Consider the following 23,634-nt stretch of genomic DNA (forward strand, 5'->3'; position numbering starts at 1 on the left):
TCGCTTCTCCTCCGGGGACGAGCTGCTGCTCCCCCGGATTCTACTGGCGGGTTCGCGCGTCCACCTCTTGACAGAGACCTGTATATACCGCACTATACAACTACGGTCCCGAAGGAGAGACGGTCTTCTCGCCTCCGGCCCCGTCTGCCGCCCCCGGGCGGCCGGCCCGAGCACCATCCCTGAGAAGCACCCGGCGCGGTCATCGTCGACCCGCCCCGACGAAACCCGAGAGGATCCCCTTCCCGTGAGCGAGAACGAACCCACCCCGACCACGCAGATGCTCGCCGTCGAGACGCGCACGATCGACGTCGTGCCGGACGCCGAGCGGCACGGTTCGCCGCGCAGCCAGTTCACCCTGTGGTTCGGCGCGAACATGCAGATCACCGCGATCGTCGACGGCGCCCTCGCCGTGGTCTTCGGCGCCGACGCGCTCTGGGCCATCATCGGGCTGCTGATCGGCAACCTCGCCGGCGGCGTCGTGATGGCGCTGCACGCGGCGCAGGGACCGCGGATGGGCCTGCCCCAGATGATCTCCAGCCGGGCCCAGTTCGGCGTCCGCGGCGCCGCCGTCCCCCTGGTCCTCGTGATCCTGATGTACCTCGGGTTCGCGGCCACCGGCACCGTGCTCACCGGACAGGCGATCAACCTCATCCTCGGCGTGGACGCCCCCGCCGTCGGGATCATCGTCTTCGGAGTGCTCACCGCGATCGTCGCGATCTTCGGGTACCGCCTCATCCACGTCGTCGGCCGCATCGCGACCGTCGCGGGCATCATCGGGTTCACCTACCTGCTGATCCGCCTGTTCCTCACCTACGACGTCGCCGCGCACGTCAACCTCAAGCCCTTCGAATGGGCGACGTTCCTGCTCGCGATCTCGCTCGGCGCCGGCTGGCAGCTCACGTTCGGACCGTACGTCGCCGACTACTCCCGGTACCTGCCGCGTTCGACCAGCGAGTCCACCACGTTCTGGGCGACGTTCACCGGCAGCGTGATCGGCTCGCAGTGGTCGATGACCCTCGGCGCCCTCGTCGCCGCCGTCGCGGGCGACGCGTTCCTCGGCAACCAGGTCGGATTCATCGGCGAGCTCGCCGGCCCGGCCGCGATCGCGATCGTGCTGTACCTGGTGATCGTCTGCGGAAAGCTCGCGGTCAACACCCTGAACGCGTACGGCGGATTCATGTCCACGCTGACCACGGTGACCGCCTTCCGCGGCCGGACCCGCATCTCCACCCTCGCCCGCGCGCTGTACATCGTCGGGTTCATCCTGCTGTCGATGATCGTCGCCCTGGCCGCCAGTGCCGAGTTCCTCGCCTTCTTCCGCAACTTCGTGCTGCTCCTGCTGATGGTGTTCATCCCGTGGTCGGCGATCAACCTCGTCGACTACTACCTGATCTCGAAGGAACGGATCGACATCCCGGCGCTGTACGACGCGAAGGGACGCTACGGGGCGTGGAACTGGCCCGCCCTGGCGGTCTATGCAGCCGGGGTCGTCGTGCAGATCCCGTTCCTCGCGCAGACGCTCTACACGGGACCGATCACGGAACTGCTCGGCGGTGCCGACATCTCCTGGCTCGTGGGACTCGCGGTGACCTCGGTGCTGTACTACGTCGTCGGCAAGCGCACGAACCGCCCGCCGGCGCACATGATCTATCCGACGGACGCGCAGATGGAGGACCTCCGCATCGACGAGCACCCGCGGCCGTGAGGTTCGCCGCCTCAGGGACGGGCGTGCTGCCGCGCCTCAGGACCGCGGGGAGCAGGTGCGCGGCCCGACGTCCTCGGCGCTCAGGCGGATCCCCCCGGCCGAGTTCGCGGCGTCCGCCAGCTCCGTGAGGATCCTCCTGTCCAGCTCCGGCCCCTCCGCCTCCTCGAAGACGAACCTCAGCGGGACCGCCGGGTTGAGCCAGATCGAGCTGCGTCCCGGGGACTGATCGCCGGGATGCGCCCAGGACACGGTGAGGCTCTCGCCACGGCGCAGCTTCGTCGTGATCACGACTTTCAGGTGGGCGAGCACGCGGTCCTCGATATGGATCGGGGATTCGGATCCGCCGTAGTAGATGGTTCCCATGGGTCCGCCTATCCGGGATCTGGGGTCGGCCGCGTCGTCGGCGGCGCGAAATGGGCGATCGGGATGGGCTTGGTGCGGCGCGGCACCAGCAGGCGAAGGTCTTCGATGACGTTCGCCGGGCTCGGGTATCGGGTGGGGAGTCCGAGATCGACCATCCAATTGACCTCGCACTCGTCGAGCGCGACCCACCAGATGCACGCGACCACGCAGCGCTCGTCGTGCGCGTCGTAGCTGTGGTCGCTGATGCTCCACTCGTTGACGGCGACCTGCCGCAGTTCGAAGCGCTCCTCCGGCGTCATGTGCCGCTTCCGTCTTCGGGGAGCTGCGGGCCGCGCACCCGGAGCCGGTCGGGCCGGAATCCGTGCTCGACGCCCCAGAGCACGGCCTCCGTGCGCGAGCGCACGCCGATGCGGCGATAGGCGGAGCGGATGTAGGTCTTGACCGAGTTGACCGACAGATGCGTGCGATCCGCGATCTCGGCGTTCGACAGGCCCTGCGTGATCAGGGCGAGGACCTCGGCCTCCCGCACCGTGAGGCCCTCCTCGCGGCCTGGCCAGTCCCCGGCGGTGACGGCCGGCTTGCCCTGGGTGTCGACCCACACCTGAGAACCACCGGCGCAGATCTCCTGCAGAGCGGTGACGAGCTGCCGCGCGGGGATGCCCTTGGACACGTATCCGCCCGCGCCGTTCTCGATCGCGCCGCGGATCAGCCCCTCGTCGAGGACCCAGGAATAGACGACCACGCGTCCGACCCGCGGATTCGCCGCCAGGTCGTGCACGTCGGAGCGGTCGCCCTGCGTGGACGCGAAGGTGTCGTAGAGGGCGACGTCGACCTGCTGGGTGACGGGCTTGTTCAGGTCCAGCTCCACGACCTGGATCACGTCGCGATAGGCGCGCAGCATCGCGGCCAGGCCGCGCACGACCACCTCGTAGTCATTCACCAGGGCGACTCGCAGCATCGGAACTCCTCCATCGGCCGGGGGGACCGGCGATCCTGCGAGAAGTGTAGGGACCACGGGCACGGGAGAGGTCATGATTCGCGCAACCCCTTCCCTGTCGTCATCTGCTCGCACGGCAGACGTTTCCGTCGTCGGGCGATGCGTCGCCGGCGCCCTGCGCCGCGTGCGACGCCGACGCGCCCTTGCTCCGCTCCCCACGCTAACCAGCGGGCGGGACTGCCGTCTTCACCCCTAGGGGTGAAATCACGCGGCCCGCCGGGTCACGCGGATGCCGCGGCCGCGCTCTCTCCGGAGACGACCGGAGACGGATCCGGAGACCTCCGTCGATGCAGTTCCTCGAGGATCAGCGCCTCCCGACGGGTCAGGTACCGGCGCGGGCCATCGCGGTCGTCCGCCGTCGCCCGGCTCCCGAGCGCGTCCTCCACCCTGCCGAGCTCGATGATGAGGTCGCGGATCGTCATCTCGCTCCACGGCCGCCCGCCCGCGCGGACGAACTCCGCTCGCGGACGCGCGATCCGGCGCGGCCCCGCCGATGCGTCCCGGCGCGACTCCGCGCCGTCCTGAAGCCCGTCCATGCGTCCGCCTCCGTCCGCTCCCCCGCCTTCACGGTACCGAGCGGGCGGCGCGGTGTCTTCACCCCGAAGGGTGATATCGCATCTCCGTCGTGCGCGGGCGCCTCGTCTCCGCACAGCGTGCGCTGTGCGTTTTCGCACATCGCGTTCGCCGCAAATGGTCATTGCCGCAGTGCGGTGTTCCGTTCAGGCTGGGGAGTCGACAGCCGAACAGGACGTGCAAAGGAGCACACATGGCGTACGACACAGCATCCCCCTCCGGCCTGCGCCGAGTCGTGGCCGCCTCGATGGCGGGCACGGTCGTCGAGTGGTACGAGTTCTTCCTCTACGCGTCGGCGTCGACGCTCGTGCTCGGCGCCGTCTTCTTCCCGCCCTCGGACGACCCGTTCAGCGGCATCATCGCCGCCTTCGTCACCTACGCGATCGGCTTCATCGCCCGCCCGCTCGGGGGGCTCGTGTTCGGGCACCTCGGCGACAGGTACGGGCGCAAGAAGCTCCTGCAGGCCAGCATCCTGATCATCGGCGCCGCGACCTTCCTCATCGGCTGCCTGCCCGGATTCACCCAGGTCGGATATCTCGCGCCGGTCCTGCTGGTGCTGCTCCGCTTCGCCCAGGGCTTCGCGATCGGCGGGGAATGGGGCGGCGCCGTGCTGCTCGTCGCCGAGCACAGCCCCCGCGAGCGGCGCGGATTCTGGGCGAGCTGGCCGCAGGCGGCCGTCCCGGTCGGCAACCTGCTCGCCACGCTCGTGCTCTTCGCCCTGTCCGCGACGCTGCCGCAGGACGCGTTCCTGGGGTGGGGCTGGCGGATCGCGTTCTGGCTGTCCGCCGTGATCGTGCTCATCGGCTGGTACATCCGCACCAAGGTCACCGAGGCGCCGATCTTCCTGGAGATGAAGCAGGCGCAGGAGCAGGAGGCCTCGAAGAGCTTCGGTCCGCTCGAGGTCGTGCACCGCTACCCGCGCGGCGTGCTCGTCGCGATGGGCCTGCGCGTCGCGGAGAACATCCTCTACTACGTGGTCGTCACCTTCTCGATCGTGTACCTCACCCAGTCCGTCAAGGAGGCGACGTCGGCGACGCTGCTCGTCCTCGCCGGCGCCCACGTGGTGCACTTCCTCGTGATCCCGCTGTTCGGACGACTGTCCGACCGCTGGGGCCGCAAGCCCGTCTACGCGGTCGGCGCGATCCTCGGCGCCGCGTGGGGCTTCTTCGCCTTCCCGATGATGAACACCGGCAACCCCGTCGTCATCTGGGCGGCCATCGCCCTCGGCCTCGTCTTCCACGCGGCGATGTACGCGGGGCAGCCCGCGATCATGGCGGAGATGTTCCCGACGCGGATGCGGTACTCGGGCGTCAGCCTCGGCTACCAGGTCACGTCGATCTTCGCCGGTTCGCTGGCCCCGATCATCGCGACCAGCCTGCTCGCACAGTACGGCTCGAGCGTCCCGGTCGCGATCTACGTGGCGATCGCCTGCGCGATCACGCTCATCGCCGTGGCCGCGGCCCGCGAGACGAAGGGGGCGGATCTGCGCGCGCTCGACGCGGAGGACCGGTCGCGCCTGGCCCCCACCTCCTCTTCCGCGGAGGACGCCGTCCGGCAGCGCTGACGAAACAGCCGGCGGGGCTGTCGACGCTGCGGCGGCGACAGCCCCGCCCTTCGGAACTCAGATTCCCGGCGCACGGGTCCGCCCCGCGAGGAACGGGCGGTACGACGCGGAATGATCGTGCCCGCAGGCGCAGCGCTCGACGTCGCCGTGCAGGAGTTCCTTGGGCGTCTGGCCGGTCAGGCGCAGGCACTCGCGGCTCAGGTGCGCCTGGTCCGCATACCCTGCATCCACGGCCAGCCCCGCGATCCCGTCGGCGCCGACCCGCGCACGGGAAGTCGCGCCGGCCTGAGCGAGGGCGAGGAATCCCTGGAATCGCAGCGTGCGCTGCAGCACCTTGGGGCTGAGTCCGACCGCGCTCAGCGAGCGCCGCCGCAGTTGACTCTCCGACAGCCCCACGTCCGCGGCGACCGCGCCGACCTCGACGGGACGCCAGGGCATGAGCGCTTCGACTGCGGCGCGCAGCAGGGGATCGGCCGCCCTCCCCACCCGGAATCGCTGCATCAGGAACGCCTCGAGCAGTCCGATCCCGCGCTCGGCGGCGCCGACCGCTGCGACGTCGTCGAGAAGGCGCTCCGCGAGGCCTCCCCAGACCTCCACGAGAGGCACGCTCCGGTCGACCAGCTCCTCGAACGGCATCGGCAGCGGCGGCGCGCCACCCGGACGGAAGCGCACCCCGAGGATCGTAGTGCGCGACGGGATGGCCTCGAGTCGATGCCGGGTGAGCGGGCCGAACACCCGCGCGCCCCCTCCCACCACCACATGGATCTCCATGCCGCCGGTGGGCAGGTGACGGTGGATGACGGGCTCGTCACCGAAGCGCTGCACCCAGACCGTGCGCACCATGCCGGCCAGCGCCGCACTCGGCTGCCGCTCGCGGTACGTGTCGGCCATCTCGCCTCAGCTCTCCTTGGGGAAGGCGGCCCGCATCTCCCGGCTGTTCAACAGCACCGCGATCACGACGATGAGGACCCCGATGAGTCCCTGCTCGATCTTCATCCAGAGCGGATAGCCCGAATCCGGCGAGACGATGATCAGGCCGATGCCGATCGGCGCGAGGATCGAGATCCATCGCATCCTCGTGAAGGCGCGACGGCTCCCGCGCGCCACCGCTCTCGTCACCACGACGAACACGAGGCTCGCCACCGCGACGACTGAGCCGCGCAGCCACACGACCCAGTTCACCTCGGCGGGGTCGACGACGGCGAGAACCGCGGCGGCGGCCAGCGCGATCAGCGACACCGCGGCGCACAGCCACCACAGCCGGCGCACGGCGTCGAGCGCCGGGCGCACCGCCGTGCGACGGTCGATGGACAGGGTCATGATCGGACTCCTTCTTCCGGGCGGGTGGCCCTCTGGTACAGGGCGACGATCTCCTCGATCGCCGTCGCGGTGGCGGCCTCGTCCGACGGCATGGTCATGGCGAACGCGTCGATGGTCGCGCGGATCGAGCGCGCCACCACAAGGGGGTCGAAGGCGCGGAACTCGCCCGCCGCCTGCCCGTGCGTCAGGAGCACGGAGAGCAGCAGCGCCGAGGTGTCCTCGCGCAGATCGTTGTCGGCGCGAGGGGCGTTGCGGATGACCTCGATCACGGCGCGGGCCGAGAGCCGGTTGTCGGCGAGGAAGCGCAGATTGGCCCTCAGGTACGCCGTGAGCTTGCCCGCCCACGTCGGTTCGGCCTCCATGGCGGGGACCATGACGAGCGCGGCCCGCTGGACCACGTGCTCGACGAGCGCGGCCATGAGCGCCGCCTTGTCGGCGAAGTGGTACGAGATCATGCGCGTGCTGCTGAGCCCTGCCGTCTCGCGGATCCGGGCGAAGGATGCACTCGCGAAGCCCTGCTCCGCGAGCACCCGGACCGTCGCCTCGACGATCTCGGTGCGGCGCTCCTGGGTCGTGCGATAGCTGCGCGTCGGAGTCATGTCCTCATAATTACTTAACTGAGTAAATATGGCAAGCCCCTCCGGAGCACTACCGCGGGTTCTCGCGACGCCAATCCACGTAGTGCGCCACGGCGCCGGCCACGTCGAACGCCGGAGCGAACCCCGTCTCCGCCCGCAGTCGCGCGATGTCGAGGTACGGCCCCTCGCCAGCCGGGTCCGCGTCCGGCGTCAGCGCGATCCCGGATCCGGGCAGCGCGGCGTCGAGCGCGTCGATGAGCTGAGCCGCGGTGAACGGCACCCCGCTCGACACGTTGTACGCGAGATGCGCGAGCACAGGCGCGGTCATGAGCAGGGCGATCGCGCGACCGGAGTCCGGCGCGTAGCCGAAGTCGCCGCCGCGGGCCGGCAGCGGGCGAGGGCGCTCCCCACGCAGCACGGCGCTCACGGTCCCCGGCACGGGGTTGAACGGAGACTCCGGATCCATCAACGGACCCCAGGTGCTGCCGATCCGCAGCAGCACCGGCTGCACGGCGGTGCCGGCGAGCGCCGACAGCGTCAGCGGCTCGACCGCCTTCTTGAAGGCGGCGATCGGGTGCGGTGGCACCGCGAGCGGCAGGGCGAGATCCTCGGTCCACGGCCGCTCGTCGCGCCCCTCGTAGGAACTGATGCTGCCCGCCACGGCGAATCGGTCGACCCCCCAGGTCCGCGCGGCCTCGAGTGCGGTGAACAGCCCCGCGGAGTCACGCCGGAAGTACGGGATCGGATCCGCTTCGGGGATGCTGCCGGCCAGGTGCACGATGCCGCCGATGTCGTGCCGGTCGCCGAGCGCGAGGAACGCTTCACGGTCGGCCACGTCCACGGTCTCGATGGCGACACGGTCGACGAGGAACGCGGGCACGTCCGTGCGCCGATGCGCCGTGACCACCACCTCCTCGCCGCGGTCGACGAGCGCGGCCGCGGTGTGCGCGCCGATCATGCCGAGGCCTCCGGTGACGAGGATCATCGCGCGTCCTCCTGCGTCATGGTGCGTCCGGCGTTCTCGACGAGGTAGTGCAGGTGCGTGACGTCGGGCGCGGACACCACATCGTGGATCCGCAGTGCGATGTGCCGCGGAAGTTCGTGGAAGAAGCGGCGTCCGGAACCCAGCAGCACAGGCACCTGGTGCAGGATGAGCTCGTCGACCAGCCCGGCTTTGAGCGCTTCGGTGACCAGGACGCCGCCCATGAGCCCCACATCCTTGCCGTCGGCCAGGCGCCTGGCTTCCTCGACCGCATCGGCGAGGCCCGTGCTGACGATCGTCTGACGCTCGTTCGCCGGCGGGAACGACTCGTGCGACAGCACCACGAGCGGAGCAGTGGGGTGCGGTGCTCCTCCGGCGAAGTCGTCGGAATCGGCGTAGGTGGTGTGCCCCGCCAGGCTCGCGCCGACACGCGACGCCAGCTCGTCGAACACTCGCACGCTCGGCGCCGACAGCCGGAAGCCGGCGAACACCCTGCTCGGCACGTCTCCGCTGCCGTACCAGTCGAACAGCACACCGCCGTCGCCGAGCCCGTGCCCCGGTCGCGGATCCCGCCCCGTGATGAACCCGTCGACCGAGACCGACAGACCGCAGATGACCTTGCTCATGACCGAACCTCCGCTCGTGGATGACTCCGACGGTACGGATGGTCGCGGCTCCGGGATTGAACAGAACGCGCATCAGGAGCACCCGAGCGATCCGAGGGAGTCGCCCGGGCGCCTCACCCCCGCGTCAGGACCACTGGCCGGAGAGCGGGATCTGGATCTGCTTGATCCACTGCTTCCGGCCGAAGTCGCGCGCCTTGATCGTCACGCGGTCGAATCCGACCTCGACCTGCAGACCCTGGTTGAAGTCGCCCGGGACGACGCTCTCGCCGCCGGCGCCGTTGTCGGTCCAGCCCGTCTGGATCGCGCCCGTGTTGATGACGTTGAAGCCGTCGAGGTTGCCGGTGCCAGGGACGACGCGCCGGGCGTACCAGTCCGACAGGTTCAGATCCCAGTGCGTGTGACCGGTGAACAGGAAGACGTCGGGGTGACGACCCAGCAGCCCCAGCAGCCGGTCGGTCTGCAGGTAGTCCGACATGTAGAGCTTGTTCCGCGAGCCGGACACCGTGTTCGGCAGCGGGTGGTGGCTGATCACCATGACCGGACGGTTGCGTCCGCGCCAGTACCACAGGCGGTCCTCGAGCCAGGCGAACTGGGCATCACTCATCCAGACCTCGTCCCAGAGAGTGGCGTCGTGGTAGTGCATGTACTTCTCCGTGCCGATCATGAGCACCGGCACGTCTCCGAACAGCTGCTCGTTGTAGATCGTGTTGCGACCGGCGAAGGTGTAGAAGCTCTTGAACAGGGAGTCCTCGGTCGCGCCGTTCGGCCAGGTCGCCTGGGCGAGCGTGTTCGGGTCGGAGTACTTGGGCACGTAGAACTCGTGGTTGCCGATCGCCCAGGCCAGCGTCGACGGCTTCGGGTTGGCGTCGAGCACCTTGCTCACCTGCGCGTACTCGAAGTCGTAGCCGCGGGGCGTGATGTCGCCGGCGATCGCCATCCCGGCGCTGCCCGGGTTGATCTCCGCGATGTCCTGCAGGGCCCGGGCGAAGTCGTTCAGGTCGCCCTGGATGTCGCTGATGACGGTGAAGGAGGTGATGCGGCCGTTCGGGCCGCCGTTGCCCTTCCCGTTGCCGTTGTTGCCCTTGCCGTTGCCCGCGGGGACCACCGCGGCGGCCGGCACCGCGGTGAAGGCGGCGTTCGCGGCGAGGAGGGCGCCGGCCGTGGCCGTCGAGGTGATGAGCGAACGTCGAGAGATCATGGGGGTCCTTTGCTGTCGCGGAAACGCCTGTCGGATCCCGAGGCCAGCAAAGCCGGCCGAACGAGAGGTGAACAGGAGACGACGTCGCCGCTTCGGACCGCCTCCCGGGCGGAATCCCCGCGCCGAGTGTGCGCACTGGGCCGGATCCGCGGGCTCGGACGACGATCGCCACCTGTGGATAACTTCGAAGCTATCTTCGACGAATCGATAGAATCGTGGGATGAGCAGCACACTCGATCCCCTGCGGGAGGCGACCCGACGCCTCCAGCAGGCGTGGGGTGCCGCTCCGACCTCCGCCGACCTCTCGCGCCCCCAGCTGCTCGCCGTCACCGAGGCGCTGGGCCTCGTGAAGCGCATCTCCGAGGGGCTGCAGTCCGACGTCGGCAGCCGGATCTCCTACGAGTCCCGCCCCGAGCTCGGCCCGCAGTCGCTCGCCAAGCAGCAGGGCTTCCGCACCGCGTCACAGTTGATCGCCACCACGACCGGGGCCTCCACGGGCGAAGCGGCGCGGCTCGTCAAAGTCGGCGAGGCGATCGCGCCGCGGACGAACCTCCTCGGCGAACCCCGCCCCTCGCGGTTCCCGCTGGTGCAGGCCGCGATGCGCGAAGGGCGGCTGAGCGCGGCGGCCGCGAGCGCGATCATCGTGTTCCTGGAGAGGACCCGGCTCACCGTCGACGAGACCCGCACCGCCGAGGCCGAACGGGTGCTCACGGAGCGCGCACCCGGGCTTTCGCACGACGACGTCCGACGGATGATCACGCGACTCGAGGCGCACCTCGACCCGGATGGGGTCGCGCCGCGCGAGGACGAACTGCGGGCCAGGGCGTCGCTGTCGATGTTCGAGCGCGAGGGGATGCTCCACATCAGCGCGACGCTGGACCCCGCGCGCGGCGCCCCGGTCAAGGCCGCCATCCAGGGCTTCGTGTCGGCGGAGTTCGCCGCGAAGCGCGACGGACGCGATCGCTCCGCCCCCGAGGCCGACCGACGCAGCGTCGCCGCGATCCAGGCCGACGCCCTCGTGCACCTCGCCGAGCACGCCCTGACCTGCGAAAGCACCGCTTCCCTCCACGGCGCCACGGTCGTCGTGCGGATCGGACTCGACGATCTCATGAACGGCACCGGCCACGGTCTCATCGACGGCATCGACCAGCCCGTGAGCGCCACGACCGTGCGGCGCATGGCTGCGGGCGGCGGCGTCATCCCCTGGGTCTGCGGCTCGAAGGGCGAGGTGCTCGACTGGGGCCGCAAGCAGCGGTTCTTCACGGCGGCCCAGCGCACCGCCCTCGCCGAGCGGGACGGCGGATGCGCGTTCTGCGGGCTGCCGCCCGGAATGACGAAAGCACATCACATCGAGTGGTGGGCTCGCGACCACGGCGGCACCGACCTTGAGAACGGGGTGCTGCTCTGCGAGACGTGCCATCACCTGATCCACGACAACGGCTGGGACATCCGCATCGAAGGCGCCGGCGTGAGAGCGAAGGTGTGGTTCCTTCCGCCCCCGTCGACGGACCCGCTGCGCACGCCCCGGCTCGGCGGGAGAGCCCGCTCCGAGATCCTCGCCTGACCCGCGGGCACGGCGTGAGTCCCGCATCGTGCGGGGGCCGCCGGCGGGCATGATGCCATCGTGCCGGGAGCGGGGCCGGATCAAGCCGTCGGAAGGCGGGCGTGTGGTCGAGGCCCGGCGCGAGGATGCCGGGCGCCCCGTGGGGAGCACCCGGCATCTTCGACCGCCGAGAGGCGGGAGCGGATCCGCTCAGCCGTCGGATCCGGCCGCCTTGGTCGTCACCTTCGTGCCGGCGTCCGCGTTGGCCTTCTGCGCGTAGTCGTTCGTGAACGTCTTGCTCAGGTCGACCTTGGACGTGTCCAGGCCCAGCTGCTTCTCCATGTCCAGCACCGTCTTGGGACCGCCGGCGGGCATGATCCCGTCGGGCAGGAACTGGCCCTTGTCGGTCGTGAGACCGGCGATGTACTGGTCCTTGGTGATGGTGGAGTTGTTCACGTACTCGGCGGGCAGCTTGTTCGCGATGTCGCCTGCGGAGTGCTCGTCGATCCAGTGCATCGTGGCGACCAGGGCGTTCACGACGCGCTGCGTGGCGTCCTTGTGCTTGTTCACCCAGTCGCTGCGGCCGAGCAGGCCCGCGGCTGGCCATGCGCCGCCGAGCGCCTTCTGCGCGCCCTCGGTGGTGGCCAGGTCGACGACGGTGTCGGCGACCTTCTGCGTGGTGAGCGCGGTCACGGTCGGCTGCGTGGTCATCGCGCAGTCCGCGGAGCCCTGCGTGAGGGCCGCGATCGCCGTCGCACCGGCGTGCACGGCGACCGTCTGGTAGTCGCTCGTGGACAGCCCGCCCTTGTGCGCGATGAACTGGGTGAGCTTGTCGGTGCCGGATCCGAGATCCGTGACGCCCATGTTCTTGCCCTTGATGTCGGAGGGGCTCTTCACGCCGCTCTTGGCGGTGCACATGAGGCGCTCGCCCGGCGCACCGCTCAGCTGTACGACGTCGATGACCTCCTTGCCCTTGGGCTGCAGCTCGATGGTGTGGTTGTACCACGCTCCCGCGAAGTCGACCTGGCCCGAGATCATCGCGTCCTCCGCGCCGACGCCGCCGTTCTGCTCGGTGGAGAGCTCGACGTTCACCCCGAACTTCTTGTAGAAGCCGAGCTGGTCGGCCAGCTTGTAGGGCAGATAGATCTGCTTGTCGATGCCGCCGACCATGATCTTCACGGTCTCGGGCGAGGAGCCATTCGCTCCGGCGGTGCTGGATCCGGAAGATCCGGACGCTCCGCCGCTGCAGGCTGCGAGGCCGAGCGCCAGTGCTCCGGCCGCCGCGACGGCGACGATGCCGCGCTTGTTCATGTGGGTTTTCCTTTCGTTGCGCCGATCGGGCCGGCGTTCCTGGTGGGGAGGGATTGCGAGGGAGGGAGTTCAGATCGAGGACGCCTCGGAGCGCGCCGGGGGGCGCCAGCGCAGCACCCGCTTCTCGAGCAGCGAGATCAGGTACTCGGCGACGAGCGTGAACGCCGCGATGATGACCATGCAGGCGAACACGGTGTTCGGGTCGAAGGACCCCTGCGCCTGGCTGATGATGAGACCGATGCCGCGCTGAGCGCCGAGCACCTCGGCGACGAGAGCGCCGATGATGGCGAAGCCGAAGGCCGTGTGCAGGCTCGCGATGATCCAGGTCATCGCCGACGGGATGGTGACGTGCCGCGCGACCTGCAGCGGCGAGGCGCCCAGCACCCGCACGTTCGACACGAGGTTCGGATCCACCTCCCGCACGCCCTGGAAGGCGTTGAAGAAGACGGCGAAGAACACCAGCACCGCGGCGAGGAGCACCTTCGCCGGCATCCCGAGACCGAACGCGACGATGAAGATCGAGCCGAGCACGATGCGGGGGATCGCGTTGACGATCTTGATGTACGGGCCGCACACCTCCGCCAGATACCGGTTGCTGCCGAGCAGGATCCCGACGACCATCCCGGCGAGCGTGCCGACCGCGAAGCCGAGCAGCGCCTCCTGCACCGTCACCCAGAGGTTCTCCCAGATGGATCCGAACGCGGTGCCCTGCGTGAACAGGTGCACGAGGCTCTCCCAGACGAGGGTGGGCTGGCCGAAGAAGAACTTGTCCACCCAGCCCATCGCGGTGAACAGCTGCCACCCGCCGATGACGACCACGGCGAGCCCGATCCGGCCGACCCACACCCAGGCGGTGTGACGGCGGCGGGCGCGCCGGCCCGCGGCCTGCAGCTCGGCCTCGCTCTGCTCCGAGGCGTTCACCGGCGTCGCGTACGGGCGTCCGGTGGCATCCGCGGACGGCACCCGGACGGTCGCGGCGGTCATGCCGCCACCGCCGCGGTCTGCGCGTAGGCGCGGTCGACCTCTTCGCGCAGCGACTCCCAGATCTGCCCCTGCAGCTCGAGGAAGCGCCCCTCGTGCCGGATCTGCTGCACGTCGCCGCGCGGGCGGGGCAGATCGATCTCGAACACGTCCTTCACGGTGCCGGGGCTCGACGTCATGATGACGACCCGGTCGGCGAGCGCGACGGCCTCGTCGAGGTCGTGCGTGATGAACAGCACCGAGGGCCGCAGCTCTTCCCAGAGCTGCAGCAGCTCGGTCTGCATGATCGCCTTGGTCTGCACGTCGAGCGCGCCGAACGGCTCGTCCATGAGCAGGATCCGGGGCCGGTTGATGAGGGCGGCGGCCATGGCGACGCGCTTGCGCATGCCGCCGGAGAGCTGGTGCGGGTAGCGATCCTCGAAGCCGGAGAGGCCGACGCGCCGCAGCCAGTCGAGGGCGAGCGCCGCCGCCTCCTTCTTCGGCGTGCCGGTGAGCACCGGCCCGACCATGACGTTGTTCAGCACGGTCTTCCAGGGGAAGAGCGAGTCGGCCTGGAACATGTAGCTGACGCCCTGGGTGATGCCGTCGACGATGCGGCCGCCGACGCTCACGGATCCGGCCGAGGGCTTCTCGAGGCCAGAGACCTGGGCGAGCGTGGTCGACTTCCCGCAGCCGGTCGGTCCGACGATCGCGCAGAACTGTCCGGGCTCGACGCTCAGCGTCACGTCGCGGATCGCGGTGAACGTCTGCCCCTTCGGAGTGAGGAAGCGCTTGGTGAGGCCGACGATCTCGATGCCCGCGGCGGGTCCGCCGGCATCGGGGGCGCGGCCGGCACCCGGGGAACGTGTATCGCTCATGGCAGGAAGACCTCTCTGTCCGTGTCTGCTCGCCGCGGCGACGGCGCCGGGCGATGGATCGATGCTCGCCGCCCGGCCCCGGCACTGTCGCGCTTGCGCGCATTGCCCGAGGTTTCGGGCGTTGCCGCACCTTTTGGGCGTTCTGCGCAGGCCCGGGACATGACCGGCGATGAGAGAATCCGGAGGTGATGCGACGACGGATCCGCCGACTGTCGAGCCTGATCCTGCTGGCTCAGGTCGCGATCCTCAGCGCCTCGCTGCTGATCGGCTTCGTCCTCTTCGCCATCACCGCCCGCGCGAATCTCACCAGCGACTACCAGGAGCGCGCGGCCGACATCGCGCAGACCTTCGCGGAGATGCCCACCGTGCAGAGCTGCCTCGCGGGCGACGCCGCATCCTGCGACGGCGATGTGCAGCGGCTCGCCACGGCGACCGAACGACGCACCGGCGCCGCGTACGTCGTGGTCATCGACATGGACCGGGTGCGGCACTCGCACCCGAACCCCGCCCTCGTCGGCCGGAAGGTCTCGGAGGACGTCATCGCCCGCGACGGTCAGGTGCATCTGCGCACCGACTCGGGGTCGACCGGCACGACCGCGAACGCCCGCGTCCCCGTCTTCGCCGGCTCGGGCCGCACCGTCATCGGAGAGGTGTCGGTGGGGATCAGGGAGTCGAGCGTGGCCGCCGAGCTCCTCGGCCAGCTGCCGATCTACGCGACCTGGATCGTGCTGGCCTTCGCGATCGGCACCGCCGTGTCCTTCGGACTGGCGGCGCTGCTGAAGCGGCGCACGTTCGGGCTCGAGCTCGACGAGATCGCCCGGCTGCTGCAGGAGCGCGAGGCGACTCTGCACGGGATCCGCGAGGGCGTGATCGCGATCGACCCGGCGGGGCGCATCACCGTGGTCAACGACGAGGCGCAGCGCCTGCTGCGCCTCCCCGAGGGGGCGCGCGGCCGGCGCCTCGACGACGTGCTCGCAGCGAGCCCGATCCGCGACGCGCTCACCGGCACGACCGAGGCGAAGGACGCGATCGCGGTCACCGACTCCGGCGTGCTCGTGCTCAACCGGATGCCGGTGATGCTCGCCGGGAGACCGCACGGCGCCGTGCTCACCCTGCAGGACCGCACCGAGGTGACCGGGCTCAGCCGGGAGCTCGACGGCGAGCGCAGTTTCGCCGAGTCGATCCGGGCGCAGCAGCACGAGTTCTCGAACCGCATGCACGCGGTCGCGGGCCTGCTCGAACTCGGCCGCCCGGAGGAGGCGCTGCAGTACCTGAACGAGATCAGGGGCACCGCGGCGGATCTGGATCGCACGCTGCGCACGCACGTCGGCGCTCCGATGATCGTCGGCCTGCTGCTGGGCAAGGCCGCCGAGGCGAACGAGCGCGGCATCGAGCTGGCGATCTCGCCCGAGACCGAGCTCGGCCCCGCGCCCGAACTGCTGCAGGCGCTCGTCACGATCCTCGGCAACCTCATCGACAACGCGTTCGACGCCCTCGCCGACTCCCCCGCCCCGCGCCGCGTGACCGTCGCGATCGTCGAGACGCCCGAGACGCTGACCGTGCGGGTCGCCGACAACGGTCCCGGGGTGCCGGACGGATCCGTGCCGCGGATCTTCGAGAGCGGATACACGACCAAGCGCGGGTCTCTTGCCCGGCACGGCGGGCTGGGGCTGTCGCTCGTGCACACGACCGCTTCACGCCTGGGCGGCACGGTGTCGGTGGCGCGCGACGGCGGCGCCGCGTTCACCGTGACGCTCCCCCGTCCCTCGCACGCCGACCTCGCCCCAGCATCGGGAGGACTGCGATGAGCTCCGCCGAGTCCACGGTTCTCGTGGTGGACGACGACTTCCGCGTCGCGAGCGTGCACGTCGGCTTCGTGGAGGCCGTGCCCGGCTTCCGCGTGGTGGGCCGGGCCGGGTCCGCCGCCGAGGCGCTGCGACAGGCGAGGGACCTGCGCCCGGATCTGGTGCTCATGGACGTCTATCTGCCGGATGGGGACGGCCTCGAGGTCGTGCGGCGACTGCTCGCGGATCCGGATCCTTCGACCGGCTCAGGGGCGGGAACGGGGACCGGGCCCGCGGTGATCGTGATCTCGGCCGCGAACGACCTGGCGACCGTGCGCCGCGCGGTGCAGCTCGGCGCCCTGCACTACCTCGTGAAGCCGTTCGGGTTCGCGGAGCTCGCCGAGAGGCTGACCGCGTACCGGAACGCGCAGGAGCGGATCGCAGCGCTCGGCGATGCGGCCACCCAGGACGATGTGAACCGGATCTTCGATCTGCTGCGCCCCGGCCCCGCCCCCGCTCCCGCACCCGACGAGGGGCGCCGGCTGGCGCCGACCCTGCAGGCCGTGCTGGACGCGGTGACCGCGAGGCACAGCGATGCATCGGCGCAGGAGATCGCGTCGACGATCGGCATCAGCCGCACGACCGCCCAGCGCGCGCTCACGCAGCTCGAGCAGTCCGGCCTGGTGCGCCTGGAGCTGCGCTACGGCAGCACGGGCCGCCCCGAGCACCGCTACGTCGTGCGACGGCGCTGAGAGCCGTCGAGGCGGATCGGCTGTCCGTCCGTCAGGACGAGGCGCAGCGCGGTGCCCGAGGACAGCAGGGACAGGTCCTGCGACGGGTCGCCGTCCAGCGCGATCAGGTCGGCGCGGGCGCCTTCCCGGACGATGCCGACCCTGCCTTCCTCGCCGATGATCTCGGCGCCCACGACGGTCGCCGCACGGATCACGGAGAGCGGATCCTGCACCCGCCCCCGGATCCTGAACTCCTCGAGCTGGAACGCCAGGCCCTCCCCGTGCAGGTCCGTGCCGTAACCGATCCTCACCCCGGCCCGGTCGGCGAGGGCGAGCGACTCCAGCCCGCGTTCGAAGACCTCGACCACCGCGGCGCGTGCGTCCGGATCGAGATGCCGGCCGGTGTGCCCTTCGACGATCGCCCAGAAGGTGGCGAGCGTCGGCACGTAGAACGCACCGCGCTCGAGGAAGAGCGCGAGGCACTCCTCGTCGAGGAAGTTGCCGTGCTCGATCGTGCGCACGCCGAGCCGCAGCGCCCGCGCCACCGCCTCGGCCGAATAGACATGGGCGCCGACGTAGCGGTGGGCGAGGTGCGCCTCGTCCACCGCGGCCACGATCTCGGCCTCGGAGAAGCCGAGCGAATCGATCCGCATCCGGGAGATCACCCCGCCCGAGAGCGTCAGCTTGATGTGGTCGGCACCGTCCCTGAGCTCGGCGCGCAGCGCGCGCCGCACCTCGACCTCGCCGTCGACGACCCGGGTGAGGGCGTGCCCGCCGGTGGGCGCGAAGATCGGACCGCCGACCTTGAGCATCGGCCCCGTGATCAGGCGCTCCTCGACCGCTCGGCGCAGACCGGTGTCGGCGCCGCCCATGTCGCGCACCGTGGTGAAGCCGCGCAGCAGCATGCGGTGCAGCTCGCGAGCGGTGCGGGCGGCGTGATAGGCCGGTGTCCACGAGAGGATCTCGGCGAAGTCGCCCGACGCCTGCGTCACGTGGGCGTGGGCGTCGATCAGGCCGGGCAGCACCGTGGTCCCGGCGACGGAGAACTCCTCGGCCCCGGCGACGGTGCGCGTCGACGTGGAGATCTCGACGATGTCCCCCGCATGCGCGACGATCGTGCGCGGGGCGGACACCTCACCGGTTTCGACGTCGAGGATCGCCGCGTCGCGCAGCACCACGGTGGCGGGGGACGGGGCGGATCCGGGATCGTTCCTCAGCGGCATCGCGGATCCTCTCAGACGAAATCGACGTGCGGGATGGAGTCGAGCAGGGTCCTCGTATACGGATGCTCCGGGTGGTCGAAGACCTGCTCGATCGTTCCCTCCTCGACGAAACGGCCGGCCTGCATGACGACGACGTCGTCGGCCACGTGACGGATGACGGACAGGTCGTGGGAGACGAACAGATACGAGAGCCCGAGGTCCTTCTGCAGGTCGTCGAGCAGGTTGAGGATCTGCGCCTGGATCGAGACGTCGAGGGCCGACACCGGCTCGTCGAGCACGAGCACCTTCGGGTTGAGCGCGAGCGCGCGGGCGATGCCGACGCGCTGCCGCTGCCCGCCGGAGAACTCCCCCGGTCGGCGCGCCGCCATCTCGGCGCTCACGCCCACCCGGTCCAGCAGCTCGTCGATCGCTCGGCGGTCGTACTGCCCCGTGATCCGCAGCGGCTCGGCCACGATCTCATGCACGGTCATCCGCGGATCCAGCGCCGAGTACGGATCCTGGAACACCATCTGCATGCGTCCGCCGAACTCGCGGCGGCGGCGCGGCGGGATCCGGGTGATGTCCTGCCCGAAGGCGCGGATCGTCCCCGACGCGACCGGGCTCAGGCCGAACAGCGACCGGATCAGGGTCGACTTGCCGCAGCCCGATTCTCCGACGAGTCCCAGGGTGCGCCCGGCGGTGAGCGCGAGGCTCACTCCTCGCACCGCCTGCACGCCCCTGCCGCGACGCACCGCACCGCGTCGTCCGTAGGTGACGTGCAGATCGGCGACCTCGATCAGGGGTTCGTCGCTGCGCGAGTCCGACATCATGCCTCCGATCCGACCGGTGCGACGGGAGCGCCCAGCTCCTGGGCGAAATGACACGCGGAGCACGAGCCGTTCGCCCGCAGCTCCAGGCGCGGGCGGGCGTCGACGCAGATCGAGCGCCCGCGCGAGAGCTCGCAGCGCGGCGCGAACGCGCAACCCGACGGCCGCAGCCGCGGAGAGGGCGGATTGCCGGGGATCGCGTAGGCGCGCTCGTCGCGTTCGGCGAGCCGGCTCTTCAGCAGACCCTGCGTGTAGGGATGCGTCGGCGACAGGAAGATGTCCCGCGTGCTGCCCGATTCCACGATCCGCCCGGAGTACATGATGAGCATGCGCGAGGCGTTCTGCGCGGCGAGGCCGAGATCGTGCGTGATGAGGATGAGCGCGGACGACAGTTCGGCGCGCGCCTTCTCCAGCGTGCGCATGACCTGCGCCTGCACCGTGACGTCGAGCGCGGTCGTCGGCTCGTCGGCGATCAGCAGCGCCGGATCGTTCGCCATCGCCATCGCGATGACCGCGCGCTGGCGCATGCCTCCCGACCACTCGTGCGGGTAGGCGCGCGCCCGCTTCGCCGCATCCTTCACCCCGACGGTGTCGAGCAGGTCGTGCACCCGGGCTCTCGCGACACGGCGCGGCACCCGCTGATGCAGGCGGATCGCCTCGGCGAGCTGCGAGCCGATCCGCCGCAGCGGGTTGAGCGCGGTCATCGGATCCTGGAAGATCATGCCGATGTCGCGCCCGCGGATCTCGCGCAGCTGCTGCTCGCGCAGGCCCACGATGTCCTTTCCACGCCAGAGGATGGATCCCGCGGCGACCTCCAGGCCGTACGGGAGCAGACCCATCACCGCGAGCATCGTCAGGCTCTTCCCGGACCCGGACTCCCCCACGATGCCGACGACCTCGCCGTCGTCCACGGTGAACGACACGTCGTCGATGAGTCGGACCGTCTCCCCGTCGGGGCCCGTGGTGGTCACCACGAGTCCGTTCACCTCCAGCAGCGGAGCCTTCCGGATCATCTCTGCAGACATGTCACCGCACCTTTCGGAGGGGCTGGGTGCTCTCCGCCGTGAACCGCTGGCTGAAGAACGTCGTTCCTCCGACCACGAGGAAGATCGCGAGCCCCGGCAGGATCACCTGCCACGGCGAGAGGCGCATGTACTTCTGCCCCTCGAGGACCAGCCCGCCCCAGGTGGGGTCGGGCGGCTGGATCCCGAGGCCCAGGTAGTCGAGGCCGGCCTGCAGCAGGATCACGGATCCGATGCTCGTCACCGCGACGATGAACATCTGCGGGAGGACGTGCGGCAGGATGTGCGTGCGGATGATGCGTGCGGAGGAGGCGCCGAGCATCCGCGGCGCCATGACGAAGTCGCGGCTGCGCAACGACAGCGCCGTCGCCCGCGCGAGCCGGGCGAAGCTCATCCAGTGCGTGAAGCCCAGCACCAGGATCATCAGCAGGGCGCTCGGCCCGAAGATCGCCGAGAGCGCGATGAGCAGCAGCACGGCGGGCAGCGCGAGGCTGACGTCCGTGACGAGCGCGATGACGTTGTCGGCCCAGCCGCCGAAGAACCCGGCGAGCAGGCCGAGCACGGTGCCGACGACGAAGTTGACGAGCACGATCGCGGCGGTGATGAGGAGGGTCGTCTGTCCGCCGGCCGCCACGCGGCTGAGGAGGTCCCGTCCCACGACGTCGGTCCCCAGCGGATGCTTCGGGTCGACGAACGGTCCCAGTCGCGCATGCGCGAGGTCCTGGGTGAAGGCGTCGAAGCCGGGCCAGAGGTGCACCGCGATGATCGCGAGGATCACGAGGACCACGATGAGGCCGCCGCATGTCGAGAGCCACCGCCCCTGCGGCGCGCTGAGCCGCCGACGGCGGGGCGCCGCGGTGCCCACCTGTGCCATTGCCACTGTGTCGGTCATGCGAGTTTCACTCTCGGGTCGATGAGCGAGTAGAGGAGGTCGACGACGACGTTGACGACCACGAAGATGAGGACGACCACGAGCAGGCCGGCCTGCACGACGGCGAAGTCGCGCTGGCTCACCGCGTTGATCAGCGCGACGCCCATGCCGGGCCAGGAGAACACCTGCTCGACGATGATCGTGCCGCCGAGGAGGCCGGCGAGGTTCAGGCCGGCGACCGTGAGGATGGGGAGGAAGGCGTTGGGGAGCATCTCCGTCGCGACGACGGCCGCGTGGCTCTTGCCGCGCGCGTACGCGGTGCGGACGTACTCGGCCGTGGTCTGCTCGCTGAGCGCCGAGTCGAGCAGGCGCACGTAGAGCACGAACTGGGCCGTCGCGATCGTCGCGACCGGGAGCACGAAGGAGGGGAGGCCGGTGTATCCGAGGCTCGGCAGCCATCCCAGGCCGACGGCGAAGATCAGCACGAGCAGCACGCCGAAGAAGAAGTCAGGGACCGAGGAGCGCAGCGCCCCGCTCCAGACGAACAGGGCGCGCAGCGTGTGGCTCCCGGTGATGTGCACCAGCACCGCCGCGACGACCGCGAGCACGAGGCCGATCGCGAAGGACAGCAGCGCGAGCGTGGTGGTGGCGGGAAGCCGCTCGAGGATGATGCCGATCGCGGACTGCCCGGGGTTGCGGTACGAGACCCCGAAGTCGCCGTGCAGGAGGCCGGCGAGATAGCGGCCGTACTGCACGAGGATCGGGTCGTTGAATCCGAGCTTGCCGTTGAGCTCGTCGATCTGCTGAGCGGTCGCCCCTTCGGTGAGGATGAGCGCGGCAGGCTTGCCCGACATGCGCCCGAGCACGAAGGCGATGGTGACCGCGACGAACAGGGTGACCAGGGCCTGCAGGATGCGGCGGATGACGTAGGACATGTGATCTCCAGGGGATGAGATCAGTGCGGGGCCCGCGGCACGGGCCCCGCACTGAGGTCACTTGGCCGAGCGGCCGACCTCTGCGGCACGGTAGATGCCGTCGACGGCGGGGGTCCACGAGATGGTGCTCGCGGCCGCGTAGGTGTTCGTGTTCTGCCAGAGCGGGACGTTCGACACGTTGGTGGCGTTCCACGACCAGATCTTCTTGAACACGTCGGCCCGCTTGTCGGCGTTGGCCGCCTGCTGGTCGAGGTACAGCTGCGCCATCTCGGGGCTGCGGGCGTAGTCCTCGGGGCCGCCGGCGAGGAGCTGGCTGACCACGACATCGCCGTCCATGCTGGAGGGCGACCACGCGTTCAGGTACAGGCCGGTGATCTGGTGGTTGGCCAGGCTCAGGCTGAGGCTGGACTGCTCGGCGCCGACCAGCTTGATCTTCAGGCCGGCCTTGCCCAGGTCCGCCGCGATGGCCTGAGCGACCTCGGGGTCGGTCGGGGATCCACCGGTGCTCGCGTACTGCAGCGTGATCTCCGAGCCGTCGTAGCCGGAGTCCGCGACGAGCTTCTTCGCGGCGGCGAGATCGTACTTCGGGGTCGGGAACCCGTCCACGTAGCCGGTGACGCCCTTCGCGACGGGCTGCCCGGTGGGCGAGGCGTAGCCGTTCAGCAGGCTGTCGATGATCGACTTGCGGTCGATCGCGAGCGGGATCGCCTGGCGCACCTTGAGGTTCGACAGCGCCCCGGCGGTGGTGTTCACGCCGATGAACGCGATCTGGTTCGACGCCGCCTCGACGACCTTGGCATTCGACGCGCCCGTGAAGACCGGGACCTGGCTGGCCGGGATGATCGCGGTGTCGAGCGTGCCGGACTCGACGCCCGTGACGCGGGCGTCAGGCGCACCGACGAAGGAGAACGTGATGTCCTTGATCTTCGCCTTGTCGCCCCAGTAGTCGTCGTTGCGGGTCACCTTGTAGTCGACGCCGTGGTTCCAGGAGACGAACTTGTACGGTCCGGAGCCCACGGGCGCGTTCGGGAACTTGTCCGGCCCTTCCGCCTCGTAGACCTTCTCCGGGACGATCCCGATCGTGGCGACCTGGTTGAGCCATGCGCTGAACGGGTTCTTCAGCGTGAACTGCACGGTGTGGTCGTCGGTCGCCTCGACCTTGGAGATCATGGCGATCGCGACCCGGTTGGTCGACTTGTCGCTCGCCAGGATCTTGTTGTAGGTGTACACGATGTCGGAGACGTTCAGCGCGGATCCGTCCTGGAACGTGACGCCCTTGCGGATCGTGAACGTCCAGACGTCCTGCGTGGCGTTCGACTTCCACTCGGTCGCGAGGCCGGGCTGGATCTTGCCCGCGGAGTCGATCCGGGTGAGGCCGTCGAACACGGCGTAGTACATGTTCCACGCCGAGATCGACCGCATCATGATCGGATCGATGTTCGCCGGTTCGGTGGGCAGCGCGAGCGTCGCGGAGCCGTTGTCCGGCGCGGTCGTCGCGCCGCCTCCCGTGCTGGTCGCGGAGCCGGCGCTCCCCATGCAGCCGGACAGCAGCACCGAGCCGAGGGCGAGGGCGACGCCGAGGGCCATGAGGCGCCCGCGCCGCTGTGTCTTCATTGACATTTCGGGTTCCTTTCGTCCGCCGCGTGGTCTCGACACGTGCGCGG

24 protein-coding genes are annotated in these 23,634 nt (G+C 70.0%); 5 read left to right on the top strand and 19 right to left on the bottom strand.

What is annotated here, in order from left to right; translation table 11 throughout:
* The first annotated feature begins 244 nt into the window (after positions 1-244).
* Positions 245-1,705 (top strand): cytosine permease, encoded by a 1,461-nt coding sequence (locus tag J8G10_RS03360; protein ID WP_374208749.1) that lies wholly within the window; start codon positions 245-247, stop codon positions 1,703-1,705.
* A gap of 36 nt (positions 1,706-1,741) precedes the next feature.
* Here the strand turns inward: J8G10_RS03360 and J8G10_RS03365 are convergent, their stop codons facing one another.
* The 4 genes from J8G10_RS03365 to J8G10_RS03380 form a co-directional block, all read right to left on the bottom strand.
* Positions 1,742-2,068: a hypothetical protein gene (locus J8G10_RS03365; protein WP_251439263.1), complete on the bottom strand. Its 327-nt coding sequence runs from the start codon at positions 2,066-2,068 to the stop codon at positions 1,742-1,744.
* Positions 2,069-2,076: 8 nt separating this feature from the next.
* On the bottom strand, positions 2,077-2,367 hold the full coding sequence (locus tag J8G10_RS03370; protein ID WP_251439264.1) for a hypothetical protein: 291 nt from the start codon (positions 2,365-2,367) through the stop codon (positions 2,077-2,079).
* Complete coding sequence (locus J8G10_RS03375; protein WP_251439266.1) at positions 2,364-3,026, bottom strand: response regulator transcription factor; 663 nt, start codon at positions 3,024-3,026, stop codon at positions 2,364-2,366. Before J8G10_RS03375 ends, J8G10_RS03370 begins: the two co-directional genes overlap by 4 nt.
* 260 nt (positions 3,027-3,286) lie before the next feature.
* Complete coding sequence (locus J8G10_RS03380) at positions 3,287-3,601, bottom strand: hypothetical protein (protein ID WP_251439268.1); 315 nt, start codon at positions 3,599-3,601, stop codon at positions 3,287-3,289.
* Between the two features lie 230 nt (positions 3,602-3,831).
* Between J8G10_RS03380 and J8G10_RS03385 the strand changes: the two genes are divergently transcribed.
* Positions 3,832-5,202: an MFS transporter gene (locus J8G10_RS03385; RefSeq protein WP_251439270.1), complete on the top strand. Its 1,371-nt coding sequence runs from the start codon at positions 3,832-3,834 to the stop codon at positions 5,200-5,202.
* Positions 5,203-5,259: 57 nt separating this feature from the next.
* Here the strand turns inward: J8G10_RS03385 and J8G10_RS03390 are convergent, their stop codons facing one another.
* From J8G10_RS03390 to J8G10_RS03415, 6 genes are all read right to left on the bottom strand, one after another.
* Positions 5,260-6,093: an AraC family transcriptional regulator gene (locus tag J8G10_RS03390; RefSeq protein WP_251439272.1), complete on the bottom strand. Its 834-nt coding sequence runs from the start codon at positions 6,091-6,093 to the stop codon at positions 5,260-5,262.
* 6 nt (positions 6,094-6,099) lie between these two features.
* On the bottom strand, positions 6,100-6,522 hold the full coding sequence (locus J8G10_RS03395) for a hypothetical protein (protein ID WP_251439274.1): 423 nt from the start codon (positions 6,520-6,522) through the stop codon (positions 6,100-6,102).
* Entirely contained in the window at positions 6,519-7,121 is a 603-nt protein-coding gene (locus J8G10_RS03400) for a TetR/AcrR family transcriptional regulator (RefSeq protein ID WP_251439276.1), read from the bottom strand. Before J8G10_RS03400 ends, J8G10_RS03395 begins: the two co-directional genes overlap by 4 nt.
* Positions 7,122-7,170: 49 nt before the next feature.
* Complete coding sequence (locus J8G10_RS03405) at positions 7,171-8,085, bottom strand: NAD(P)-dependent oxidoreductase (RefSeq protein ID WP_251439278.1); 915 nt, start codon at positions 8,083-8,085, stop codon at positions 7,171-7,173.
* On the bottom strand, positions 8,082-8,708 hold the full coding sequence (locus tag J8G10_RS03410) for a dihydrofolate reductase family protein (RefSeq protein WP_251439280.1): 627 nt from the start codon (positions 8,706-8,708) through the stop codon (positions 8,082-8,084). The genes J8G10_RS03405 and J8G10_RS03410 overlap by 4 nt, the downstream gene beginning before the upstream one ends.
* 124 nt (positions 8,709-8,832) lie before the next feature.
* A complete protein-coding gene (locus J8G10_RS03415; protein ID WP_251439282.1) occupies positions 8,833-9,906 on the bottom strand; it encodes a metallophosphoesterase in 1,074 nt (357 codons plus the stop codon).
* 220 nt (positions 9,907-10,126) lie between these two features.
* Here J8G10_RS03415 and J8G10_RS03420 point away from each other — a divergent pair, with 220 nt between their 5' ends.
* Positions 10,127-11,470 carry an HNH endonuclease signature motif containing protein gene (locus J8G10_RS03420; protein ID WP_251439284.1) on the top strand — a complete coding sequence of 448 codons (1,344 nt, stop codon included), beginning with the start codon at positions 10,127-10,129 and terminating at the stop codon, positions 11,468-11,470.
* A gap of 189 nt (positions 11,471-11,659) precedes the next feature.
* Here the strand turns inward: J8G10_RS03420 and J8G10_RS03425 are convergent, their stop codons facing one another.
* The 3 genes from J8G10_RS03425 to J8G10_RS03435 all read right to left on the bottom strand — a co-directional run bounded on the left by J8G10_RS03425 (position 11,660) and on the right by J8G10_RS03435 (position 14,598).
* Entirely contained in the window at positions 11,660-12,760 is a 1,101-nt protein-coding gene (locus J8G10_RS03425) for an ABC transporter substrate-binding protein (protein WP_251439286.1), read from the bottom strand.
* Between the two features lie 69 nt (positions 12,761-12,829).
* Entirely contained in the window at positions 12,830-13,744 is a 915-nt protein-coding gene (locus J8G10_RS03430) for an ABC transporter permease (RefSeq protein WP_251439288.1), read from the bottom strand.
* A complete protein-coding gene (locus tag J8G10_RS03435) occupies positions 13,741-14,598 on the bottom strand; it encodes an ABC transporter ATP-binding protein (protein ID WP_251439289.1) in 858 nt (285 codons plus the stop codon). The genes J8G10_RS03430 and J8G10_RS03435 overlap by 4 nt, the downstream gene beginning before the upstream one ends.
* Before the next feature lie 188 nt (positions 14,599-14,786).
* Between J8G10_RS03435 and J8G10_RS03440 the strand changes: the two genes are divergently transcribed.
* Entirely contained in the window at positions 14,787-16,406 is a 1,620-nt protein-coding gene (locus tag J8G10_RS03440) for a sensor histidine kinase (RefSeq protein WP_251439387.1), read from the top strand.
* On the top strand, positions 16,403-17,134 hold the full coding sequence (locus J8G10_RS03445) for a response regulator (RefSeq protein ID WP_251439291.1): 732 nt from the start codon (positions 16,403-16,405) through the stop codon (positions 17,132-17,134). Before J8G10_RS03440 ends, J8G10_RS03445 begins: the two co-directional genes overlap by 4 nt.
* Here J8G10_RS03445 and J8G10_RS03450 read toward each other — a convergent pair.
* Genes J8G10_RS03450 through J8G10_RS03475 form a run of 6 tightly spaced genes read right to left on the bottom strand, consistent with a single transcriptional unit; the run spans position 17,113 to position 23,590 of the window.
* A complete protein-coding gene (locus J8G10_RS03450) occupies positions 17,113-18,336 on the bottom strand; it encodes an amidohydrolase family protein (RefSeq protein WP_251439293.1) in 1,224 nt (407 codons plus the stop codon). The two genes, J8G10_RS03445 and J8G10_RS03450, sit on opposite strands and share 22 nt — an antisense overlap.
* Positions 18,337-18,347: 11 nt before the next feature.
* Positions 18,348-19,145: an ATP-binding cassette domain-containing protein gene (locus tag J8G10_RS03455; RefSeq protein WP_251439295.1), complete on the bottom strand. Its 798-nt coding sequence runs from the start codon at positions 19,143-19,145 to the stop codon at positions 18,348-18,350.
* Positions 19,142-20,167, bottom strand: coding sequence for an ABC transporter ATP-binding protein (locus tag J8G10_RS03460; protein WP_251439297.1), 1,026 nt, complete (start codon positions 20,165-20,167; stop codon positions 19,142-19,144). Before J8G10_RS03460 ends, J8G10_RS03455 begins: the two co-directional genes overlap by 4 nt.
* A 1-nt stretch (position 20,168) precedes the next feature.
* Entirely contained in the window at positions 20,169-21,056 is an 888-nt protein-coding gene (locus J8G10_RS03465) for an ABC transporter permease (protein ID WP_251439299.1), read from the bottom strand.
* Positions 21,053-21,970 carry an ABC transporter permease gene (locus J8G10_RS03470; RefSeq protein ID WP_251439300.1) on the bottom strand — a complete coding sequence of 306 codons (918 nt, stop codon included), beginning with the start codon at positions 21,968-21,970 and terminating at the stop codon, positions 21,053-21,055. Before J8G10_RS03470 ends, J8G10_RS03465 begins: the two co-directional genes overlap by 4 nt.
* 57 nt (positions 21,971-22,027) lie before the next feature.
* Positions 22,028-23,590, bottom strand: a complete 1,563-nt coding sequence (locus J8G10_RS03475; protein WP_251439303.1) for an ABC transporter substrate-binding protein — start codon at positions 23,588-23,590, stop codon at positions 22,028-22,030.
* Positions 23,591-23,634: the final 44 nt, after the last annotated feature.

Origin of the sequence: Microbacterium sp. USTB-Y, from assembly GCF_023703415.1 — a bacterium.
Lineage (GTDB): Bacteria > Actinomycetota > Actinomycetes > Actinomycetales > Microbacteriaceae > Microbacterium.

Excerpts from the sequence above, each read along its gene's own strand:
- J8G10_RS03465 (WP_251439299.1), bottom strand. The coding sequence starts at position 21,056 with ATGACCGACACAGTGGCAATGGCACAGGTGGGCACCGCGGCGCCCCGC.
- J8G10_RS03390 (WP_251439272.1), bottom strand. The coding sequence starts at position 6,093 with ATGGCCGACACGTACCGCGAGCGGCAGCCGAGTGCGGCGCTGGCCGGC.
- J8G10_RS03380 (WP_251439268.1), bottom strand. The coding sequence starts at position 3,601 with ATGGACGGGCTTCAGGACGGCGCGGAGTCGCGCCGGGACGCATCGGCG.
- J8G10_RS03415 (WP_251439282.1), bottom strand. The coding sequence starts at position 9,906 with ATGATCTCTCGACGTTCGCTCATCACCTCGACGGCCACGGCCGGCGCC.
- J8G10_RS03395 (WP_251439274.1), bottom strand. The coding sequence starts at position 6,522 with ATGACCCTGTCCATCGACCGTCGCACGGCGGTGCGCCCGGCGCTCGAC.
- J8G10_RS03385 (WP_251439270.1), top strand. The coding sequence starts at position 3,832 with ATGGCGTACGACACAGCATCCCCCTCCGGCCTGCGCCGAGTCGTGGCC.
- J8G10_RS03435 (WP_251439289.1), bottom strand. The coding sequence starts at position 14,598 with ATGAGCGATACACGTTCCCCGGGTGCCGGCCGCGCCCCCGATGCCGGC.
- J8G10_RS03375 (WP_251439266.1), bottom strand. The coding sequence starts at position 3,026 with ATGCTGCGAGTCGCCCTGGTGAATGACTACGAGGTGGTCGTGCGCGGC.
- J8G10_RS03405 (WP_251439278.1), bottom strand. The coding sequence starts at position 8,085 with ATGATCCTCGTCACCGGAGGCCTCGGCATGATCGGCGCGCACACCGCG.
- J8G10_RS03430 (WP_251439288.1), bottom strand. The coding sequence starts at position 13,744 with ATGACCGCCGCGACCGTCCGGGTGCCGTCCGCGGATGCCACCGGACGC.
- J8G10_RS03365 (WP_251439263.1), bottom strand. The coding sequence starts at position 2,068 with ATGGGAACCATCTACTACGGCGGATCCGAATCCCCGATCCATATCGAG.
- J8G10_RS03455 (WP_251439295.1), bottom strand. The coding sequence starts at position 19,145 with ATGATGTCGGACTCGCGCAGCGACGAACCCCTGATCGAGGTCGCCGAT.
- J8G10_RS03410 (WP_251439280.1), bottom strand. The coding sequence starts at position 8,708 with ATGAGCAAGGTCATCTGCGGTCTGTCGGTCTCGGTCGACGGGTTCATC.
- J8G10_RS03470 (WP_251439300.1), bottom strand. The coding sequence starts at position 21,970 with ATGTCCTACGTCATCCGCCGCATCCTGCAGGCCCTGGTCACCCTGTTC.
- J8G10_RS03440 (WP_251439387.1), top strand. The coding sequence starts at position 14,787 with ATGCGACGACGGATCCGCCGACTGTCGAGCCTGATCCTGCTGGCTCAG.
- J8G10_RS03475 (WP_251439303.1), bottom strand. The coding sequence starts at position 23,590 with ATGTCAATGAAGACACAGCGGCGCGGGCGCCTCATGGCCCTCGGCGTC.
- J8G10_RS03460 (WP_251439297.1), bottom strand. The coding sequence starts at position 20,167 with ATGTCTGCAGAGATGATCCGGAAGGCTCCGCTGCTGGAGGTGAACGGA.
- J8G10_RS03370 (WP_251439264.1), bottom strand. The coding sequence starts at position 2,367 with ATGACGCCGGAGGAGCGCTTCGAACTGCGGCAGGTCGCCGTCAACGAG.
- J8G10_RS03445 (WP_251439291.1), top strand. The coding sequence starts at position 16,403 with ATGAGCTCCGCCGAGTCCACGGTTCTCGTGGTGGACGACGACTTCCGC.
- J8G10_RS03425 (WP_251439286.1), bottom strand. The coding sequence starts at position 12,760 with ATGAACAAGCGCGGCATCGTCGCCGTCGCGGCGGCCGGAGCACTGGCG.
- J8G10_RS03420 (WP_251439284.1), top strand. The coding sequence starts at position 10,127 with ATGAGCAGCACACTCGATCCCCTGCGGGAGGCGACCCGACGCCTCCAG.
- J8G10_RS03450 (WP_251439293.1), bottom strand. The coding sequence starts at position 18,336 with ATGCCGCTGAGGAACGATCCCGGATCCGCCCCGTCCCCCGCCACCGTG.
- J8G10_RS03400 (WP_251439276.1), bottom strand. The coding sequence starts at position 7,121 with ATGACTCCGACGCGCAGCTATCGCACGACCCAGGAGCGCCGCACCGAG.